Here is a 20,640-nt window from a genome sequence, read left to right on the forward strand (position 1 = left end):
CTGCGTTATCACCGGAATCAAACTTGACACTATCAGGTAATAACGTGACCAAAGATGAACTGCGCGCCGAATTAGAGCGCCAGGAACAACGTTACAAGGAAGTATACGGCGGCGAAGTGACCACCTACGCCGCTCAGCCGGAGCCAGAACGCAAGCCTTGGCGCAAACGTGCCAGCTTGCTCGATCAGGCATTCAAGCAAGAACTCCAGAAGATGGAAGAAGAGCTCAAAGAAGAGCCTTGACCCTAAGCGTCGGGATCACCGTCGGACGAGCCGCAGCCGGAGGCTTGATTCGCCTCGACCGGTTTCAGCTAAGGTTGAAGTGAAATGCGTTTTACATTTCGCTTCCTGACAGGAAGTCAACGGGGTGGCTCGGCAGAAATTTCGTTGCAGGTTGCTACCAATTAGCGGCGTGCCTATCGATTAGTTTTTTTTCTGTCATAATCCCGCCCCCTTAATACCGGGTCAGAAAACCTTCCATGATCGATTTATTCAGCGGACTGGACGCTTGGGTGATTGTGAGCTTGCTGCTCGCCCTGGCTTTTGTCCTCACCTTCGAGTTCATCAATGGCTTTCATGACACCGCCAACGCGGTGGCGACAGTCATTTACACCAAAGCCATGCCGCCACATCTGGCCGTGTTCTTCTCGGGTGTTTTTAACTTTCTCGGGGTGCTGCTCGGCGGCGTTGGCGTGGCTTATGCCATCGTTCACCTGCTGCCGGTCGAGTTGCTGATCAACGTCAACACCGGTCACGGCCTGGCGATGGTTTTCTCGCTCCTGGCGGCCGCGATCACCTGGAACCTGGGAACCTGGTACTTCGGGATTCCGGCGTCCAGCTCGCACACGCTGATCGGTTCGATTCTGGGCGTGGGTCTGGCCAATTCGCTGATCAACCATATTCCACTGGCAGAAGGCGTCAACTGGCAGAAGGCAATCGATATCGGCGCCTCGCTGGTATTCTCGCCTGTGATGGGATTCGTTGTCGCCGGCTTGGGTTTGTGGGCCCTCAAGACCTGGCGTCCGTTGTCGAAGATGCACAACACACCCGAACAGCGCCGCAATCTGAAAGATAAAAAACATCCGCCTTTCTGGAATCGTCTGGTGCTGGTGATTTCGGCCATGGCCGTCAGTTTCGTGCACGGCTCCAACGATGGCCAGAAAGGCATCGGTCTGATCATGCTGGTACTGATCGGTATCGTACCGGCGCAATTCGTTCTGGATCTGAGCAGCACGACCTACCAGATCGAGCGCACCCGCGACGCGACTTTGCACCTCAGCCAGTTCTACCAGCGCAATGCCGCAACGCTCGGTGAATACCTGGCGCTGGGCAAGTCGGCCACTGGCGATCTGCCTGAACGTTTCAGTTGCAACCCCGAGCAGACCGAGCCGACCATCGACGCTCTGCTCAACAACCTCAAAGGCGTGACCGACTACCGCGGCCTGGCCCCCGAGCATCGCATCGAAGTGCGCCGCTATCTGCTGTGTCTGGACGACACTGCACGTAAGGTTGGCAAACTGCCTGCGCTCGATGCCCGTGAGAAATCCGATCTGGAGAAACTGCGCAAGGACCTGACGACCACCACAGAATACGCACCGTTCTGGGTAATCTTCGCCGTGGCACTGGCCCTGGGTATCGGCACCATGGTTGGCTGGAAACGCGTGGTACTGACCATTGGCGAGAAGATCGGCAAGCAAGGCATGACTTACGCACAAGGCATGTCCGCACAAATCACCACCGCCAGCGCCATCGCACTGGCCAACGTGTTCAGCCTGCCGGTATCGACTACCCATATCCTGTCTTCGGGTGTGGCCGGGACCATGGTGGCCAACAAGAGCGGCCTGCAAGGTGGTACCGTTCGCAATATTCTGCTGGCCTGGGTGCTGACCCTTCCGGCGACCATTGCGCTGTCGGCAGGTCTGTTCTGGCTGGCGTCCAAGGCGCTGGCCTGACTCAACTGACTGCTTGATTCGAAAATGCCCATTCAATGAATGGGCATTTTTCTGTGCATAGCCTGTAGGAGCGCGCTTGCCCGAACGATGACGTAGTCTGTCAGAAAGTCGCGGCGCTTTGTTCGCGGGCAAGCGTGCTCCCACAGGCGCAAGACAGCTTCAACGGCGTTTCTTGCTGCCGCCCAGCAACGACCCCATCAACCCCCGCACCAACTCCCGTCCAATCTGATTCGCCGCCTGACGCATTGCGCTCTTGACCGCTTGGCCTGCCAGTCCACCCAGAAATCCGCCCGCCATATCCGCGAAATCACCTTTCGGCTTGTCTTCAGCAGCCGGAGCTTGCGCCGTGTCAGGTGCAGCCCCCTTGCGCGCGAGAAGCATTTCATAGGCCGACTCACGGTCAATAGGCTTGTCATAACGCCCGGCCAGCGGCGACTGGGCAATCAATGCGGCTCGCTCGGCCTCGCTCAGTGGCCCGATTCGCGATTGCGGAGGCGCCACCAGCACGCGCTTGACCATCTCAGGTGTGCCCTTCTCCTGCAAGGTGCCCACCAACGCTTCGCCAATGGCCAGCTCGGTCAATACCGTCAGCGTATCGAATTCGGGATTGGGCCGGAATCCATCCGCCACAGCCCTCAATGATTTCTGCTCCTTACTGGTGAAGGCCCGCAGGCCATGCTGAATCCGCAATCCGAGTTGGGCCAGGATGTTGTCCGGCAGATCCCCCGGAGATTGCGTGACGAAGTACACCCCCACACCTTTTGAACGGATCAGCCGTACCACTTGCTCAAGGCGGTCCTGCAAGGCCTTGGGCGTGTCGGCGAAAAGCAGATGGGCCTCGTCGAAAAACAGCGCCAGCAGCGGTTTGTCGGCATCGCCGCGCTCCGGCAATTGCTCGAACAATTCAGCCAGCAACCACAACAGGAACGTCGCGTAGACCTTTGGTGCCTCATGCACCAGGCGACTGGCATCGAGCAAATGAATGCGCCCTCGCCCATCACTCGCCGGTTGCAGAATGTCCTCCAATTGCAACGCAGGTTCGCCAAACAATGCTTCGGCCCCCTGCTGTTCCAGCACCGCCAGACGCCGCAACAGAGCCTGACTGGAGCCGGTGGTCACCAGCGCGCTGTCCTCGCCCAGCACCTGCGGATTTTCACGCAGGTAGTTGAGCAGTGCCTTGAGGTCCTTGATGTCCAGCAGGAGCAGACCTTCCCGGTCGGCGATCTTGAACGCGGCATACAGCGCCGATTGTTGGCTGTCAGTCAACTCAAGAAGACTTCCCAGCAACAGCGGTCCCATTTCCGACAACGTCGTGCGCAGTGGATGACCGGACTGGCCATTGACGTCCCACAGCGTAACCGGATAAGCCTGCGTCTTGTGATTCAGCCAAGGCATGCTGGCGATGCGTTCGGCGACTTTGCCCTGCGGATTGCCTGCCGCGCCGAGCCCGCAAAGATCACCTTTGATATCCGCCGCGAACACTGCCACACCGGCATCGCTGAAAGCTTCCGCCAGGCGCTGCAGCGTCACGGTCTTACCGGTACCCGTCGCACCGGCAATCAGGCCGTGACGATTGGCCAGATGCAACGCCTGACCGATCGGCTGGCCATCCAGGCCCGCACCGATAAGAATTTGTCGAGAATCCGGCATGTCTTCACCTACAGATCGTATGGGTTGTTTGCAGGACGACCAAGGCGATTAACCCATCATTGCCTGCATCGAATATTGCCAACCCGGGTCGGCCCCTTCACTCTAGCGCATGCCACGGCCACGTCGGCCCCCATCACCGCCCGAGACCGAACATCCATTGTCGAGGGTGGTCAATCGAGGACGAATTATCAAGGATCCCAACCAAGGTGCCTATCGCCCCCACTGACATGCTGATTTGCTCCGGTCGCAAGCCAACCCGATACATGCGCGCCGCAAGGGCTACCGCGTGAAGCGACTCGTATGGCTGGCGGTCGTCTTGTTGCTCGCCCTGATGATTCCGATGTTCATGGGCGGAATGGACATGCTCCATCGCCTGCGCAATTTCCCGCTGCCGCTGTTTCTGGCCATGTTCGGCATGGTGCTGGTGGGCTGGTGCGCCAACACCATGCGCCTGCGCCTGCTGTTGGGGGAAAGCGCCAGCGGGCTGGGGATGCGCAAGAGTCTGGGAGTGGTCATGGCGACTGAGTTCGCCTACAGCGCAACCCCCGGTGGCAGTGGTGCGCCTTTGACTCTGGTGGCTCTACTGTCACGCTGCGGCATTGGTCCGGCAAAAAGCACCGCCGCGTTCGCCACCGATCAGCTCAACGACCTGGTGTTCTTTCTACTGGCACTGATCGGCATCCTGATTTATGCGGTGTTCCACAAACTCAGCGAGAACCTGGAGTGGATGCTCATCGCCAGCGCCTTGCTGATCGGTGCCGGGCTGTGTGCCTGCGCGGGGTTCGCCCGGTACCACCGCCGTATCATCCTGTTCAACGGCAAGCTGCTCAAACGCCTGAACCGCAAGCACAGCACGCGAATCCGCTGGGCCCGCAAGCTGCTGCACTTTCGCGATGCCCTGGCGCAAACCTGGAAGATGCCCCATCGCGTACTGCTCAAGGTGTTCGTCCTGACCTGCGTGCACTGGAGCCTGCGCTACAGCGTGTTGTATCTCGCACTGCTCGGATTGGGCGTGGACATCGATTGGGCATGGACGTTTCTGGTGCAGATGCTGTCCCTGAGCGCCGGACAGTTCAGCCTGTCGCCTGGTGGCGCGGGTGCAGCGGAGTTGACGTCGGCGGCCTTACTGACGCCGATGGTGGGGAAATCGACCGCGGCGGCGGCGATTCTGATCTGGCGGATCGTGACGTACTATTTCTATCTGGTAGCCGGCGGGCCGGTTTTTCTGCTGATGGTGGGCAAGCCGCTGCTGATCAAACTACTGCGGATCAAGAGCGCCTGATTTCTCCTCGTCATCGGGCTTCAACTGCTCCCACAACTGCGCCGCGCCTTCAAACTCAGTGCCGTCTTCTGGCGACAGAGCATCGGGATCGTAACGGCTGAGACACCCCTCGCCAAGGGTGGGAGGGGCTTTGGAGGTGGCTTTGTCAAGTGGGTTGGTCATGGCGTAAGCCTCGGTGGCTGCAGAAGATTCGCACGTCGCATGACCTGAAGCAGCACGGCCTACTGGCGGAGGCGTTGTGAAATCGCTACCGCCGGCAACCCGGACTGCGAAGGCCGATGGGCAGAATCAACAGCTTAGTCAAATACGACCGTTTTGTTGTCATGCACCAGCACCCGGTCTTCCAAGTGCGCGCGCAAGCCGCGAGCCAGGACCATCTTCTCGACGTCACGACCGAAACGCACCATGTTCTCAATGCTATCGCGGTGGCTGACGCGCACCACATCCTGCTCGATGATCGGGCCGGCATCCAGCTCTTCGGTTACGTAGTGGCACGTTGCGCCGATCAGCTTCACACCGCGCAGCGATGCCTGGTGATAAGGCTTGGCCCCGACGAACGACGGCAGGAAGCTGTGATGGATGTTGATAACCTGATGCGCGTATTCGCGGCACAGCTGCGGCGGCAGGATCTGCATGTAGCGCGCCAGTACCACGACATCGGCTTCATGCTGTTTGACCAGACGCGAAACCTCGGCGAAGGCCGGCTCCTTGTCCTTGGGGTCAACCGGCACATGGTAATAAGGAATGTTGTGCCACTCGACCATACTGCGCAGGTCCTGGTGATTGGAAATCACGCAGGCGATCTCGCAGTCCAGTTCGTCGCTGTGCCAGCGGTGCAGCAGGTCCGCAAGGCAGTGAGACTCACGGCTGGCCATGAGCACGACGCGCTTTTTCTGATCAGAGTCAGTAATGCGCCAGTCCATCGAAAACTCTTCGGCAATCGGCGCGAATGCCTCGCGGAAGCCGTCCAGATCGAAGGGCAGGGTGTCGGCACGCATTTCATGGCGCATGAAAAACCAGCCGCTGAGGTTGTCAGAGTGATGGCTCGCTTCGGTAATCCAGCCGTTATATGACGCCAGAAAGTTACTGACTTTGGCAACGATGCCAACACGGTCCGGGCAAGCAATCACCAGACGAAAAGTGCGCATGGGGGGAAACTCCAGAACTTCGCAAAGGCGGCTATTCTAGCGATTACCCGGCGACTGTGCAGTAACCCGTTGAGAATGATTTGCGCAGGCGAAAAAAAGGATCCGATCGACGGTAGAGCGTTCCTGCCGCGGCGTTGCGCAGCCTGGTCAAACAGGGCGACGATAAAAGCACTAAATAGGCGCGCTATTTTATGGTTCGCAGATGAGACACTTTTTGATGAGCCTTGCATGTCCGCCAGCTATTTCAAAATGCTACAGATAAAACATTTCTTAAATGTTTACTTGCGCAAATACTGTGACTATTATTGCGTCATTACACCCTGCCCATCACAACACAGGTAGCCCTCATGTCCCTGATCAACGAATACCGCGCTACAGAAGAAGCCATCAAAGAACTGCAAGCTCGTCTGCAAAACCTGCAACAAGACGACAAACTGCAGAAGGAACTTGAGTTCGAAGGCAAACTGCGCACCCTAATGGGCGAATACCAGAAGTCCCTGCGCGACATCATCGCGCTGCTGGATCCGGACTCCAAACTGAAGGCCCCACGTGGCGGCGCTGTAGTCAAAACTACGGGCACCAAGCGCGCGCGCAAGGTCAAGCAGTACAAGAACCCGCACAACGGTGAAATCATCGAAACCAAAGGCGGCAATCACAAAACTTTGAAAGAGTGGAAAGCCAAGTGGGGCGGTGACGAGGTTGAAAGCTGGGCAACTCTGCTGGGCTAATATCCCAGGTATTGCCAAGCCGTTGTACAGTGATGTGCGACCCAGCAAAAGCTGGCGTTTTTTATTGGCGCTAGTTGCCGGACAGTCGCATTCACAACCCTAGTCGCTGCTGCAGTTGCAGGGAGTAATCCTGCCACTGGTAAAGGACTTTCAGCTGCTCTGGCGTGGCTTTCAGCGAGAGCGCTATCAACGCCTTGGTAAAACCCTGGAGCGTATTGGGCGCCCCGGCCTGCGGATCGGTCAGGCGTTGCCGACAGAAACTCAACCAGCGCTGCTGTTCGGCAACGCTCAGGGTTTCGGCAAAGTTGCGCGCCCGATAGCGAAATAACAGTTCGGGAAGACGCGGATCATCGAACGACCACGCTTCGTTGGCTAACTGTTGCGGCTCGGCAATTCGAACCTGTTCACAAAGTCGGCGATCCCGGTCGTTAATAAATCCATCATACAACTGCTGTTCCGGGTCTTCGCTGGCAGCGAATTCGTCGCTTGTATAAACCCTTTTCAACTTCTTTTGCCAGATTGCCTGCCCTTCGTTCATACGGATGACGCGCTCTTTGTAGACAGGCAGATCCAACTGCAACCTCTGGCGATCTTCCTCGCGCAACACGCTTAACGGCGCGACCACCGGACATTTATTTATGTGGAGTAGTTTGAGCGGAACCGGCAACTGCCCTTCCAGCAAATCTTCGCGCCGGGTATATAAACGTTGACGCAACGTCTCAGCGTCCTCGTCCAGTAATGGGCTGTGATCGTGAAACAGATCACACACAATCAAGGCATTGCGGTTGGTCGGATGCCAGGCCAGCGGTAGTACAACACTCAAATAACTACGCGCCGCGGAAAACCGTCCGGATATATGCACCAGAGGCTGCAGTAGACGAACCTGCTCGTGAACCTTGTGTTTACTGCGCAGTTGAAAAAGATAGTCGTAAAGCTTGGGTTGTTTCTCACGCACCAGACGCGCCAATGCAATGGTGGCACGAACATCGGAAAGCGCATCGTGTGCCTGGCCGTGGTCAATGCCATTGGCCGCTGTCAGGCGTTCGAGTTTGAGAGTGACTCGCCCCTCCTCCTGCGGCCAGACAATGCCTTCAGGCCGCAGCGCATACGCGGTGCGCACGACATCGATCAGATCCCAACGGCTATTACCGCCCTGCCACTCCCGCCCGTAGGGGTCGAAAAAGTTGCGATAGAGGCTGTAGCGGGTCATTTCGTCATCGAATCGCAGCGTGTTATAGCCTGCACCGCAGGTGCCGGGCAGTGACAGTTCGGCATGCACGCGGGTCATGAAGTCCGCTTCGCACAGACCTTTTTCCGCCAGCCGCGCGGGCGTGATGCCTGTGACCAGACACGCAGCGGGGTGCGGCAGAATGTCATCGCTGGGCTGGCAATACAGATTGACCGGTTCGGCGATCTCGTTGAGCTGATCGTCCGTGCGAATCCCGGCTACTTGAAGCGGCCGATCGTTTCGCGGATTGATCCCTGTGGTTTCGTAGTCGTACCAGAAGATGCTGGAAGTCACGGGCTGATCCTGAACAAAGACCGCCGCAGTCTAACAGATGCGCTGCAGCGCCCTGCTCACTCGCATGCCGGCTGAAACTGTTTAAAGACGTTTCCCACATCCGCCTTCCAAATCATCCGGTTGCTTAGCACTGCTGCGCTGGCTAGCATCAGGCTTTATTTTCTGGCGTACCCCTCCCGACAATGTCCCCCTCGCACGCTTGGCCAAGCAACGCTGCGCAGCCTGCTCCGCTGGACACCCGTGTCCGCATGGAAACCCCGGAAGGCATCGATCTGGTGCTGCGTCCGGCGGGGCTGCTGTCGCGGTCGCTGGCATTTGCAATCGATCTGTTGATTCGTGGTGCATTGCTGGTTGCGTTGTTTTACCTGCTCCACGCGTTTGGCGAATTCGGCACAGGAATCTTCGTGCTGGCGCTGTTCCTCATCAACTGGTGGTACATGGTGCTATTTGAAGTGCTGCACCAGGGCCGCACGCCGGGCAAACAGCTCCTGGGTTTGCGCGTGGTCCATGACGACGGCACGCCAGTGGGCTGGTCCGCGTCGCTGCTGCGCAACCTGCTGCGGTTCGTCGACATGCTGCCTTTCGGCTACAGCGTGGGCGCATTCGCGTGTTTGCAGCATCCCTTTTTCAAACGACTGGGTGATCTGGCGGCCGGTACGCTGGTGATTTATCGCGATGCGCCGACGGCGCGCCCGGTGTTGCCGCAAGTACCTGCCATCGTCGCGCCCGTGGTATTGACGCTCGAAGAGCAGCGCGCCGTGCTGTCCTTTGCCGAGCGACAGGACAGCCTCTCTGCGGCACGCGCGCAGGAACTGGCGGGCATCCTTATTGCCCCTCTGCAAATGCCGGCAAACATGCCCCCGGAGCAGGCGCTGAGTCAGTTGAACGGCATCGCTCGCGGCTTGGCGGGTTCGGCATGAAGCGGCGGTCGATATGAAGCAGCGCCAATTCGAACAACGCCACGATGATGAATGGCAACGATTCGCCGAGCGTCTGGTGGTCCTGGAACGTAGTCGAGGCAAGAATGACGCGGGGACCGGCTTCGCCGAGGACTATCGGCGGATCTGTCAGCACCTGGCGCTGGCGCAGGAGCGCGGTTACAGCAGTTATCTGATCGAACCGTTGCAACAACTGGCGATGCGCGGCCACCAGCAGTTGTACCGCCATCGCAGTCAGTTCGCCGCGCAACTGTTGAGCTTCGTGCTGGCGGACTTTCCTCGGCTGGTGCGCACCGAATGGCGACTGGTGGCGCTGGCGTGTCTGTTGTTCTTTGGCAGCCTGATCGTCATGGGGTTATTGGTCTACGCCTATCCAGACCTGATCTACAGCGTTGTAAGCCCCGCGCAGGTGGGCGAGATGGAAAGCATGTACGACCCCGCTGCAAGGCGCATCGGTCAGGCTGCGGAACGCGCGTCGAGCACCGACTGGCTCATGTTCGGCTACTACATCATGCACAACATCGGGATCGCCTTTCAGACCTTTGCCAGCGGTTTGCTGTTTGGGCTGGGCAGCCTGTTCTTCCTGTTTTTCAACGGGCTGATGATCGGCGCGGTGGCAGGGCATTTGACCGATGTCGGCTTTGGCGAAACCTTCTGGCCGTTCGTGGTCGGCCACGGCGCCTTCGAATTGACCGCTATCGCTCTGGCAGGCGCTGCCGGCCTGAAACTTGGCTGGGCATTGCTGGCTCCCGGTTCGCTACGCCGTGGCGAAGCATTGCGAGTGGCGGCCAGGACCAGCGTGCGCCTGATTGGCGGGGTGATGCTGTTTCTGCTGATCGCGGCTTTTATAGAGGCCTATTGGTCGTCGATGACCTGGCCCCACGCGACCACCAAATATCTGGTCGGCGCCGCGTTATGGGCGCTGGTGGCCGCTTACCTGATCTTCGCCGGACGCACCGCCCATGCGCCTGACTGAAGCCCGCGTGGCGATCCGCCCGCGCAATCCCTGGGAGGCGGTCGACCTCGGTGTTCTGCTGGCGCGCCAGCACCGACGCCTGCTGATGACCAGTTGGGCGATCGTCACCCTTCCCATCTTTGCGCTGCTCACAGTGCTGCTCTGGGATTACCCGTCCGCGGCCGTGTTGCTGTTCTGGTGGCTGAAACCAGCTTACGAAAGATTGCCGCTGCTGATTCTGTCCCAGGCGCTGTTCGGCGCTGCACCGTCGCTCAAGGAGGCGCTCAAAGCCTGGCCCCGCGCGCTCAAGCCGCAATTGCTCGCCAGCCTTACCTGGCGGCGGTTCAGCCTCAGTCGCAGTTTCAACCTGCCTGTTCAACAACTGGAAGGCCTGGACGGACTGCTGCGGGCGCAGCGCATTGCCCTGCTCGGCCAGAGGAACCTGCGGGTCGTGCGATGCCTGACCTCCATGGGCAGCACCCTGGAGATGTGTTTCTGGATAGGCCTGATGCTACTGTTCTATGCGCTCATTCCCCAGCAGGTCGAGTTGGACTGGTCCTGGCGCAGTCTGCTGGAGATCGAGAGCGGCTGGAATTGGCTCGAGCATCTGACCAATGCCTTCTACGCGCTGGTCCTCATCGTGTGGGAACCGATATACGTGTCATGCGGGTTTGCGTTGTACCTGAACCGTCGCACGACCCTGGAGGGCTGGGACATCGAACTGGCGTTCCGCCGCCTTCGTCAGCGGTTGGTCGGCTCTGCCTACGCTTTGCTGCTCGGCGTCTCCCTTGTCTTCAGTTTCTCACCCTCGACCGCGATGGCCGACGACACGGTCGATGAGTCGAACTACAGCTGTCCTCTGCCGCCGTTGGACTTGCCACAAACCGAGGAACAGCTCGCAGCTCCGGGCACGGCGCGTCTGCTAAGCCAGCCGCTGAACAGCGAGGCCTCACAAAGTGCCATCAAGGCTGTACTCGACAGTCCGCCATTCAAGAATCCGAAGGCCGTATCCGGCTGGCGTCTCTCTGACCAGAAACGCGACGCAAAAACCGCAAAAAACGGCGATACATCCCAGTGGCTGACTAGACTGGTGCTCATTCTGCTGAACATCGGCAAAACCTTGTCGAGCGTTTTCGAGGCACTGCTATGGACCGCGATTGCGCTGGCAGTGGCGTGGGTGACCTGGCGCTATCGGGGCTGGTTCGGCACTTTTGTCAGCAGAGACACACGCAAACCGCAGGTACGGCGTGACGCGCCCCGGCAACTGTTCGGCCTGCAAGTGGACATCGAAAGCCTGCCGGACGATGTCGCCAGCGCGGCGGAAAAGCTCTGGCCAGAAGCACCACGGGAGGCGCTGAGCTTGCTGTATCGGGCTTTGCTCAACCGCCTGCTCACCGACTATCAACTGCCGCTGAAAAACGCCGACACCGAAGGTCAGGTGCTGGAGCGCGTCGCAGCATTGAATCAGCCGCCGTTGCACGACTTCAGCCGGGAGCTCACCCGTCATTGGCAAAACCTGGCCTACGGTCATCAGCTCCCTGCCAGCGAGGTGCAGAACGACCTGTGTGAGGGCTGGCGACGACTGTTCACCCGCGGAGCGGCGACATGAGCCGCCGGTTGTGGGTCATGCTCGCCGCAACGGTGCTGCTCGGCATCGGCGGCGCAAGCGTGCCATTCAAGCGCCTGGAGCATTACCAGGAGGTGGTCGATCAAGGTCCGTCTCCTGAAGTGCGGGCCAACCCCTATCTGGCGGCCGAGACGTTCCTGCGCCAGCTCGGCGTTTCGGTCAAGGTCACTCAGGCGCTCAACACGCTGCCCGATACACGCCAGCAGGCACAGACACTGATGCTACTGGACACCCGCGAGAAGATGACGCCGAGCGAAGTAACGCGCCTGCTGAGCTGGGCCCGTGGCGGTGGCCGGCTGCTGTTCGTCGCAGAACAGCTGTGGGATGAAAAGAAAGGACGTAGCGGCGATCTGCTGCTCGATCAACTGCAGATCCATCAGTTCATGACCCGCGATCTGCGCGAGCAGGACCGGCGCCGTGAGCGCGAGCAGATCAAGCCCGTCATTCCCTTGAGCACGCCGGATATCGAGGCGCCTCAGACGCCCTGGCCGGAACTCACCCGACTTTATGTGCAGAACGAACACGATCCGGCCTACATGAGCTTCGACCCGGCGTTTCATCTGGATGACCCGCAGGATCATGCGCAGTCGTGGGCCAACAGCGCAGATGCCACGCACATGCTGCAGATGGCCTATGGTAACGGCCTGATCACGGTGCTCACCGACGCTGACCTTTGGAAGACCCGCGCTATCGGCAAATACGACAATGCCTGGCTGCTGTGGTACCTGAGTCAGGACAGCGCGGTCACCCTGCTGCTGCGCACGGAACACGACGACCTGTTCGGCCTGCTATGGAAGTACTTCCCCCAGGCCTTGCTGGCGCTGGCACTGTGTATCGCTGCCGGGCTTTGGCACTACGGCACGCGAAACGGTCCGCTGCAGCCGGAACCGTCCCGCGCCCGCCGCCAGTTGAGCGAGCATTTGCGCGCCAGTGCGGATTTCATGCTGCGTCGCAGGGGTCAACATGCCCTGCTGCGTTCGCTGCAGCAGGACATTTTGCGGCGAGCCCGACAGCGGCACCCAGGTTTTGAAGCGCTGCCAGTGACCGAACAATGGCAGATACTGGCACGCACCACCCGCCAGCCCACCAGCCACATCGGCCAGGCCCTGCGACCGCGTATCGAAGAGCGCCTGTCCAGTACCGAACTCACCCGTCAGGTTGCGTACCTGCAAACCCTCAGGAATGCCTTATGAGCGATCATCCGACCCCGCAGTCGAGCAGCGCAGACCCCGCTCTGCACGCAGTCGAGCCCAAAGGCAGTGACGCCTCATCGGCCCCTGCCAGCAATCCGGCCCAGCAACGTCAGCGTGCCATTCACCTGGCTCAGGCCGTGCGTCACGAACTGCAAAAGGCCGTGATCGGCCAGAACACCGTGATCGACGATGTGTTGACGGCCTTGATCGGCGGCGGGCATGTCTTGCTCGAAGGGGTTCCCGGCCTCGGCAAGACCTTGCTGGTGCGCGCCCTGGCACGGTGTTTCGGCGGCGAGTTCGCGCGCATTCAGTTCACTCCCGACCTGATGCCCAGCGATGTCACAGGTCACGCCGTCTACGACATGCAGAGCGAGCAGTTCAAGCTGCGCAAGGGGCCGCTGTTTACCAACCTGCTGCTCGCAGACGAGATCAACCGCGCTCCGGCCAAGACTCAGGCAGCCTTGCTGGAAGCCATGCAGGAGCGGCAGGTCACGCTCGAAGGTCGCGCCCTGCCCGTTCCGCAGCCGTTCATGGTACTGGCGACCCAGAACCCTATCGAACAGGAAGGCACCTATCCGCTGCCCGAGGCCGAACTGGACCGTTTCATGCTCAAGCTGCGCATGGATTACCCCCAGGCCGAGCAAGAACTGGAAATGGTACGTCAGGTCACCCGCTCCACTCGTTCGGATATGCTCGACGTCCAGCCGTTGCGCACGCTGATGCAGGCCAAGGATGTCCAGGCGTTGCAGCGCATCGCCAATGAGCTGCCGATGGATGAGCAGGTGCTGGATTACGCCGTGCGCCTGGCCCGCGCCACTCGTACCTGGCCGGGACTGGCTCTGGGCGCCGGCCCTCGTGCTTCGATCGCGCTGGTACGTGGCGGCCGCGCCCGAGCCCTGCTACGCGGTGGCGAGTTCGTGATCCCCGACGACATCAAAGGCTGCGCACTGGCGGTGTTACGCCATCGAGTCAGGCTGTCGCCAGAACTGGACATCGAGGGCATGTCGGTGGACCAGGTGCTCAAGCAGCTGCTGGATCAGGTTCCGGCGCCGCGCCAATGAAACAACTGCTCAAGCCATCGACCCGAATGCTTTGGTGGCTGGTCATTCTGGCAGCGTTTGCCGTGCTGGTGGGCATACTTCAGGCACTGGGGCGCGGGCCCACCGTCAGACTCGACAGCCTGTTCTGGGCGCTGATTTGCGCGATTGGTGCTTTGGCCTTGCTGGACGCCTTCTGGTTGTGGCGCCTTCCCTCGCCTCGCGTGCAGCGTCACCTGTCCGGCAGTCTGGCACTCGGGCGCTGGAGCGAGGTGCGCATCGACCTTGAGCACAACTTTCGACGCAGCGTACCGCTGACCCTGTTCGATCATGGCCCCCAAGGTTCGGGCAACCATTGCGAGGTCGAATACCTGCCGCAGCAGATGACCCTGCGGCCCCATCGCAAAGCGCAACTGACCTACCGCCTGCGCCCCACCAGCCGCGGGCATTTCATCTTCCAGCGGATCGAAATCCAGCTGCGCAGCCCGCTGCGCTTGTGGCTGTCGCGGCGATACCTGCCTGTCGCCAATTCAGCGAGGGTGTATCCGGACTTCGCAAGACTGCACAACGGGCAATTGCTGGCTGTGGATAACTGGCTGAGTCAGATCGGTGTCCGTCAGCGCCAGCGACGCGGGCCAGGGCTGGAATTCAATCAGCTGCGTGAATTTCGCGAAGGCGACAGCCTGCGGCAGATCGACTGGAAAGCCACCGCTCGCCAGCGCATCCCAATCGCCAGGGAATATCAGGACGAACGTGATCAACAGATCGTTTTCCTGCTCGACTGCGGGCGGCGGATGCGCAGTCAGGATGGCGAGCTGACCCACTTCGATCACGCCCTCAACGCGTGTCTGCTGCTGGGCTATGTGGCGCTTCGGCAAGGCGATGCGGTCGGCGTATCGACGTTCGCCGCCGAACACGACCGGCACCTTGCTCCGGTAAAAGGAGTAGCACAGCTCAATGTGCTGCTCAATCACGTTTATGATTTGAACAGCACGCGACGTCCTGCCGACTACAGCGCAGCGATCCGTCAGGTGCTGATCCGGCAGAAGCGCCGGGCGCTGGTGGTGCTGGTAACGAACCTCCGCGATGAAGACGACGAAGACCTGCTCGGCGCCGTCAAACAGCTGAGCCGGCATCATCGAGTGCTGGTGGCCAGTCTGCGCGAAGAGGTGTTGGACGCGTTGCGCCAGACGCCGGTGCGCACCTGGCAGCAAGCACTGGATTACTGTGGCACCGTGGCATTTCTCAATGCACGGGCGGCCCTGCATGAACGCCTGAGCGCCCACGGCATACCCGTGCTGGATGTGCGACCCGCAGAATTGGGGCCGCAATTGGTGAGCCGTTATCTGAGCTGGAAAAAGGCAGGCACCTTATAAATAGAAGGCGCCGGTCTCAGGCCGACGCTTCCAGCGGATAAAAACTGAAATAACGCTGTAACGCCTGAATCAGATGGAAGTACTCGGCAGGCGCCGCTTGCAGTCTGAAGCCAGAGTCGTAAACACCCGGCGTTTCATCCTCCTGACACCACAGGCAACTGGCATTGATGTCGATGTTGTAGAGCCCGCTCTTCTCGTCCGGTACTTTCAGCCGCAGTTGAAAGTCGGCGCCCGCCAGAATCGGCAGATCACTGATCAACATCAGGCCTTGTTCGGAAACATTCCCCAGACAGCCCAGTGGCTTATCGGTATACCGATTGAATACCTGGAGATAGTAAGGGAGCTGGTGACGCTCGATTCGTCTTTCGTTGAGCATTGGACATTGGTCCTCGAATGACCATTGAGCATGGTCTTGCTAATGCAAAGGGATGCGGTCGCGTGTGGAACGGCACAGACGACGAAAACGATCGATCCACCTGTTCATTTCATTGCAACAGGGACGTCATCTGACTCACCAGCCATAACCGAAGTCACTGATCCGATTATTCGATTTCGCGATAACCATCGGGTTTCGACGATCATCCGGTCGAACATCGGAGCGCCCTTCGCCACTCCTGTGATGACATCTTAGGTCCCTACCGACTGCAGACTAGCTCAACCTTTTACAAAGGCCACCCAAAAAAGAGACCGTCTATCCAAGCGGGTGTAACTACAGTGAAGCAGGTCTCGGGGTGGATGTAGGTGCGGCGTTGTCGTGCCCCAATTGACGCAGCGTATCCAATCGCGCCTGTGCCCTGAATGCGTATTCGCTGTACGGGTACTGGGAAATGATGAATTGGTAGGTCTGAGCTGCATCCAGATATAACTTCTGGCGTTCCAGGCACTCTCCGCGCAACATTGACACTTCCGGTTGTACATAGCGACGCGCACGGCTTTCGCGGTCTACTTTCGACAGGTTGTACATCACCGCATCGCAGTCGCCTTGGGCGTACGCGCGGTTGGCATTGTTCAGATGGCTATTCATTGCCCAGCGGGTGCAACCACTCAAGGCCGCCAGCGCCACTAATATCATCACGATTCGCATGAGAGTCTCCTTCGCTCTGCATTGTATCGGCGCCTCGCCGGAATTCTTCAAGCGTGATTTGAGTGCCGTACGTCTGCCCAGACTTGGCCGATTGCCCACTTGGAAGGCAACAAGTAGTGCAAAGGAACAATGACTACAGCGCAATACAGTAGTAGCCTCTCGCTGCGCTTCATTTAAGGAGTTTGTGCATGTCCGTTCGCCGCACCAAAATCGTAGCCACACTTGGCCCTGCAAGTAACTCGCCAGAAGTCATCGAGAAGCTGATTCTTGCCGGCCTGGACGTTGCCCGTCTCAATTTCTCACACGGCACGCCCGACGAGCACAAGGCTCGCGCGAAGCTGATCCGCGACATCGCGGCCAAGAACGGCCGCTTCGTTGCGTTGCTGGGCGACCTGCAAGGCCCGAAAATTCGTATCGCCAAATTCGCCAACAAGAAGATCGAACTGAAAGTCGGTGACAAATTCACCTTCTCCACCAGTCATCCTCTGACAGAAGGCACTCAGGAAATCGTCGGTATCGACTATCCCGATCTGGTCAAGGATTGCGGCGTAGGCGACGAACTGCTGCTCGACGACGGACGTGTGGTCATGCGCGTAGACACCGAAACTGCCGATGCCCTGCACTGCACCGTGATCATCGGTGGCCCGCTGTCGGACCACAAAGGCATCAACCGTCGCGGTGGCGGCCTGACTGCACCAGCCCTGACCGAAAAAGACAAGCAAGACATCAAGCTCGCTGCCGAAATGGACCTGGATTACCTGGCCGTCTCGTTCCCACGCGACGCTGCCGACATGGAATACGCACGCAAGCTGCGTGACGAGTCGGGCGGTACGGCCTGGCTGGTGGCGAAGATCGAACGCGCCGAAGCCGTTGCCAACGACGAAACCCTGGATGCGCTGATCCGCGCCAGTGACGCGGTCATGGTTGCCCGTGGCGACCTGGGCGTGGAAATCGGCGATGCCGAGCTGGTAGGCATCCAGAAGAAAATCATCCTGCACGCACGTCGCCACAACAAAGCGGTGATCGTGGCCACGCAGATGATGGAATCGATGATTTCAAGCCCGATGCCGACCCGCGCCGAAGTGTCCGACGTGGCCAACGCCGTGCTCGACTACACCGACGCCGTGATGTTGTCGGCGGAAAGTGCTGCCGGTTCCTACCCTGTCGAAGCCGTCGAAGCCATGGCGCGCATCTGCGTCGGTGCTGAACGTCACCCGACCGGCAAGACCTCCAGCCACCGCATCGGCCACTCGTTCACCCGTTGCGACGAGAGCATCGCGCTGGCGGCCATGTACACCGCCAACCACTTCCCGGGCGTGAAAGCGATCATCGCACTGACCGAAAGTGGGTACACCCCGCTGATCATGTCGCGTATTCGTTCTTCGGTGCCGATCTACGCGTTCTCCCCGCACCGCGGCACCCAGGCGCGCGCCGCCATGTTCCGTGGCGTGTACACCATTCCGTTCGACCCGGCTTCGCTGCCAGCGGGTCAGGTTAGCCAGTCGGCTGTGGACGAGCTGGTCAAGCGTGGTCTGGTGGAGCAAGGCGACTGGGTCATCCTGACCAAAGGTGACAGCTACCACACCATCGGCGGCACCAACGGCATGAAAATCCTGCACGTCGGCGACCCGATCGTCTAAGACGCAGCAGCGATAAAAAAGCCCCGGCTCGTGAGAGCGCGGGGCTTTTTTTGTGTCGTGGGATCAGAATCTCAACTGGGGTGGCGTGCGGCTTTTGGGGTCGGGCGTGTCTCAGGCTTTCTCCAGAAACACATCCGCTAACAACTGGCCTCGGGGCAATCCTGCGAGAAACAGGCGCCTTGAGAAGCCCTCGACACTGGCCGGTGATCCGCAAACGAGGGTGATGGTCTGGCGAGAAGTAACACGCAGATCAGACAGCCGCGCTTGAAAGTCTTCAGGGTTTATCAGCTCGACCTCCAACTGGGCATGCGCGGCAGCCAATGCTTGCAACGGCACGGCCAGGTAATGCTCACGGGCCACGTGTAGCACCCGGATCGGGCCCTGATGCCCCTGCCGCAGCGCTTCGCGCAACAACCCCCACAGAGGTCCGAGACCGGTGCCACTTGCCAGCAACCAGAACGGCCGATCCTGCCAGTCCGGGTCGTAGCGCAGTGCTCCGCCGCGCAGTTCACCCAGGCGAATCGCGTCACCGGGCTTGAACGTACGGGCAACGTCTGCGAAAGCGCCGGGCTTATGGCAGTCGATGTGAAACTCCAGAAACCCTTCCTCGCCCGGCAAGCTCGCCAACGAGTAAGGACGCGCAATGCCGCTCATGGTCCACAGCACCAGATGCTGCCCGGCGCGATAACGCAACGGCCGCTCTGGTTCCAGGCGCAGACGCAAGACCGAAGGGCTCAGCCAGTCGCAAGCGCTCACCCGCGCGGGCAGGCCGTCGCGCAGCGGGTCGAAGACTTCCACACTCAGGTCGCCCACCACCTGACACTGGCACGCCAGGCGCCAGCCCTGCGCGCGCTGACCGGCATCCAGCGCCTCACGCAGCGCATCCTGCGGCTCGCCACGGATGCAGCGCACCAGACAGGCATGGCAACTGCCTGCGCGACAACTGTAGGGGACCGCCACGCCTGCGCTGTTCAAGGCATCGAGCAGGTTGCAGCCGGGAGTGACCGCCCAGCGGCGGTCGCCGGCGTGTATCTCAGGCATCGGCATAATCCCAGGCCCCATGACAGCAGTTGCGGCCATGATGCTTGGCGCGGTACAGCGCCAGGTCGGCACGTTGCAGGGCGCGATCCATGTCGTCGCCACGCTCGATCAGGGTCATGCCCACCGAAAGACTCAGCTTCAGGCCCGGTAGCTCGGGAATCACTACCTGCTCAAAGGCAAGACGCACACGTTCGCAGCACTCGACCAACTGGCCGCGGGTGCAACGGGGGATCAACAGGACGAATTCCTCGCCGCCGTAGCGCGCCAGGATGTCGTCTGCCCGCAGGCAGTCGGAGGCAGTCGCGGCGAACACCTGCAACACCTGGTCGCCCGCCGCGTGGCCCAGCAGGTCGTTGACCCGCTTGAAGTGGTCCATGTCGATCAGGGCCAGACCTTCTGTGTAGGAGCCGTCCATGGTTTCCAGCTCGCGGGTGGCCAGACGCAGAAAATGACGACGGTTGTAGAGGTTGGTCAGCTCATCGGTGGAAGCCAGCTCTTCGAGCTGAAACATCATTCCGCGCAAGGTTTCCTGGTGCGCCTGCAAGGTGATGCGGTGCTGATGCATGCGCTGGCGGGAGCTTTGCACGAAACGCGCGTACAGGCACAGCCAACCGAGCACGATGAACAGGGCACAGGTCTGCAAGGCGGCCAGGCCCGGATCTGCGAGGAGGCCCTCAAAGGCGTCCCACAGGTTCAGCCCGGTGAAGCCGACCAGGGCGAGAATGGCGCAACGGGTAAACACTCTCGGCGGGAGGTGAAACAGACCGAACAGCAATACCAGTACGTAGAGCACCATGAAAGTGCCTCTGGCCGTTTCCAGATGAGCGAGCAGAAAGGTCTGCCAGCCGAGCCCCAGCAACACCTGAAACTCGGTCAGGCTCGGGTCCTTGAAGCGTTTGTTGTACTCGCCGAAGAACACCAGGCTCAGTACACCCTGAGAAAGCAATACCAGAACGGTGGCCAGCCACAGGCCGAAGAAATTCGCGTAATAGTACCCCGCGCAGTACGCCACCCACACGAGCGCGATCAGCAGCACGTAGGTGCCTGCTGCCAGCGCGAAGCGCTTGAACCGCAGGCGCTGGATAGATCCGTCTATATGAGGTTGGTTCATCATCAGGTAAAGGTCGTCCTGTCCGGCGGGATAGACTTGCATCGCATCGCTGGCCGGTGGTGTTTCCCCAATACGGCGAGAAGCACTTCAATCATCTGGCAAGACTGCCAATGTAGTGGAAACGGGACCGTTCGCCAACGCATCCGGCATCACGACCATGCACGTGTCTGACGAAGACGCATGGTTCAATCGCGCCTCTGTTTACCTGTTCAGTACGTTTGGAGAGCAGCGGTATTGACATCACTCGCCGGGTGAGCACCAAAGTGCATATCAAAGCACTAGGTTTTGTACGAAAAGTCGGCAGGGTAGAATTGCCGCCATGATTGGCTGGAGGCCCGCATGGCAAAGCGTTACGAA

The 20,640-nt window shown here is 59.8% G+C and carries 19 protein-coding genes; 11 read left to right on the forward strand and 8 right to left on the reverse strand.

Features of this window, described 5'->3' with window-relative positions; genetic code table 11:
• Positions 1–44: 44 nt before the first annotated feature.
• Positions 45–242, forward strand: a complete 198-nt coding sequence (locus CE491_RS20680; RefSeq protein ID WP_037014498.1) for a hypothetical protein — start codon at positions 45–47, stop codon at positions 240–242.
• Between the two features lie 236 nt (positions 243–478).
• Complete coding sequence (locus CE491_RS20685; RefSeq protein WP_110950193.1) at positions 479–1,951, forward strand: inorganic phosphate transporter; 1,473 nt, start codon at positions 479–481, stop codon at positions 1,949–1,951.
• 159 nt (positions 1,952–2,110) lie between these two features.
• Here CE491_RS20685 and CE491_RS20690 read toward each other — a convergent pair whose 3' ends face one another.
• Positions 2,111–3,601, reverse strand: a complete 1,491-nt coding sequence (locus tag CE491_RS20690) for a helicase HerA-like domain-containing protein (RefSeq protein WP_110950194.1) — start codon at positions 3,599–3,601, stop codon at positions 2,111–2,113.
• Between the two features lie 286 nt (positions 3,602–3,887).
• On the opposite strand from CE491_RS20690, the gene CE491_RS20695 reads away from it, so the two are divergent.
• Positions 3,888–4,883, forward strand: coding sequence for a lysylphosphatidylglycerol synthase transmembrane domain-containing protein (locus CE491_RS20695; protein ID WP_110950216.1), 996 nt, complete (start codon positions 3,888–3,890; stop codon positions 4,881–4,883).
• Here CE491_RS20695 and CE491_RS20700 read toward each other — a convergent pair.
• Positions 4,860–5,045 carry a hypothetical protein gene (locus tag CE491_RS20700; protein WP_110950195.1) on the reverse strand — a complete coding sequence of 62 codons (186 nt, stop codon included), beginning with the start codon at positions 5,043–5,045 and terminating at the stop codon, positions 4,860–4,862. The genes CE491_RS20695 and CE491_RS20700 overlap by 24 nt on opposite strands.
• Before the next feature lie 134 nt (positions 5,046–5,179).
• Entirely contained in the window at positions 5,180–6,031 is an 852-nt protein-coding gene (gene purU, locus CE491_RS20705; protein WP_110950196.1) for a formyltetrahydrofolate deformylase, read from the reverse strand.
• 347 nt (positions 6,032–6,378) lie between these two features.
• Between purU and mvaT the strand changes: the two genes are divergently transcribed.
• Complete coding sequence (gene mvaT / locus CE491_RS20710) at positions 6,379–6,759, forward strand: histone-like nucleoid-structuring protein MvaT (protein ID WP_110950197.1); 381 nt, start codon at positions 6,379–6,381, stop codon at positions 6,757–6,759.
• Positions 6,760–6,850: 91 nt separating this feature from the next.
• On the opposite strand, the gene sbcB is transcribed toward mvaT, so the two are convergent.
• Positions 6,851–8,281: an exodeoxyribonuclease I gene (sbcB, locus tag CE491_RS20715; protein WP_110950198.1), complete on the reverse strand. Its 1,431-nt coding sequence runs from the start codon at positions 8,279–8,281 to the stop codon at positions 6,851–6,853.
• A 182-nt stretch (positions 8,282–8,463) separates the two neighbouring features.
• Between sbcB and CE491_RS20720 the strand changes: the two genes are divergently transcribed.
• Genes CE491_RS20720 through CE491_RS20745 form a run of 6 tightly spaced genes read left to right on the forward strand, consistent with a single transcriptional unit; the run spans position 8,464 to position 15,407 of the window.
• Positions 8,464–9,201, forward strand: coding sequence for an RDD family protein (locus CE491_RS20720; RefSeq protein ID WP_110950199.1), 738 nt, complete (start codon positions 8,464–8,466; stop codon positions 9,199–9,201).
• A 13-nt stretch (positions 9,202–9,214) separates the two neighbouring features.
• Entirely contained in the window at positions 9,215–10,195 is a 981-nt protein-coding gene (locus CE491_RS20725; protein WP_110950217.1) for a stage II sporulation protein M, read from the forward strand.
• The gene (locus tag CE491_RS20730; protein ID WP_110950200.1) at positions 10,182–11,783 is read left to right on the forward strand and encodes a DUF4129 domain-containing protein; all 1,602 of its coding nucleotides are present in this window, start codon (positions 10,182–10,184) and stop codon (positions 11,781–11,783) included. Before CE491_RS20725 ends, CE491_RS20730 begins: the two co-directional genes overlap by 14 nt.
• A complete protein-coding gene (locus tag CE491_RS20735) occupies positions 11,780–12,994 on the forward strand; it encodes a DUF4350 domain-containing protein (RefSeq protein ID WP_110950201.1) in 1,215 nt (404 codons plus the stop codon). Before CE491_RS20730 ends, CE491_RS20735 begins: the two co-directional genes overlap by 4 nt.
• The gene (locus CE491_RS20740; RefSeq protein WP_234407638.1) at positions 12,991–14,055 is read left to right on the forward strand and encodes an AAA family ATPase; all 1,065 of its coding nucleotides are present in this window, start codon (positions 12,991–12,993) and stop codon (positions 14,053–14,055) included. The genes CE491_RS20735 and CE491_RS20740 overlap by 4 nt, the downstream gene beginning before the upstream one ends.
• Positions 14,052–15,407: a DUF58 domain-containing protein gene (locus tag CE491_RS20745; RefSeq protein ID WP_110950202.1), complete on the forward strand. Its 1,356-nt coding sequence runs from the start codon at positions 14,052–14,054 to the stop codon at positions 15,405–15,407. Before CE491_RS20740 ends, CE491_RS20745 begins: the two co-directional genes overlap by 4 nt.
• A gap of 16 nt (positions 15,408–15,423) precedes the next feature.
• Here the strand turns inward: CE491_RS20745 and CE491_RS20750 are convergent, their stop codons facing one another.
• Both CE491_RS20750 and CE491_RS20755 read right to left on the reverse strand, forming a co-directional pair.
• Complete coding sequence (locus CE491_RS20750) at positions 15,424–15,783, reverse strand: PilZ domain-containing protein (RefSeq protein ID WP_110950203.1); 360 nt, start codon at positions 15,781–15,783, stop codon at positions 15,424–15,426.
• Positions 15,784–16,116: 333 nt separating this feature from the next.
• On the reverse strand, positions 16,117–16,491 hold the full coding sequence (locus CE491_RS20755) for a tetratricopeptide repeat protein (protein WP_110950204.1): 375 nt from the start codon (positions 16,489–16,491) through the stop codon (positions 16,117–16,119).
• Between the two features lie 188 nt (positions 16,492–16,679).
• On the opposite strand from CE491_RS20755, the gene pyk reads away from it, so the two are divergent.
• Positions 16,680–18,131 carry a pyruvate kinase gene (pyk, locus tag CE491_RS20760; protein WP_110950205.1) on the forward strand — a complete coding sequence of 484 codons (1,452 nt, stop codon included), beginning with the start codon at positions 16,680–16,682 and terminating at the stop codon, positions 18,129–18,131.
• 111 nt (positions 18,132–18,242) lie between these two features.
• Here pyk and CE491_RS20765 read toward each other — a convergent pair whose 3' ends face one another.
• Together CE491_RS20765 and CE491_RS20770 are read right to left on the reverse strand one after the other, a co-directional pair.
• Positions 18,243–19,172, reverse strand: a complete 930-nt coding sequence (locus CE491_RS20765) for an iron-sulfur-binding ferredoxin reductase (protein WP_110950206.1) — start codon at positions 19,170–19,172, stop codon at positions 18,243–18,245.
• Positions 19,165–20,286, reverse strand: coding sequence for a GGDEF domain-containing protein (locus CE491_RS20770; protein WP_110950219.1), 1,122 nt, complete (start codon positions 20,284–20,286; stop codon positions 19,165–19,167). Before CE491_RS20770 ends, CE491_RS20765 begins: the two co-directional genes overlap by 8 nt.
• Between the last annotated feature and the right edge of the window lie 354 nt (positions 20,287–20,640).

Origin of the sequence: Pseudomonas bohemica, from assembly GCF_002934685.1 — a bacterium.
Classification (GTDB): Bacteria; Pseudomonadota; Gammaproteobacteria; order Pseudomonadales; family Pseudomonadaceae; genus Aquipseudomonas; species Aquipseudomonas bohemica.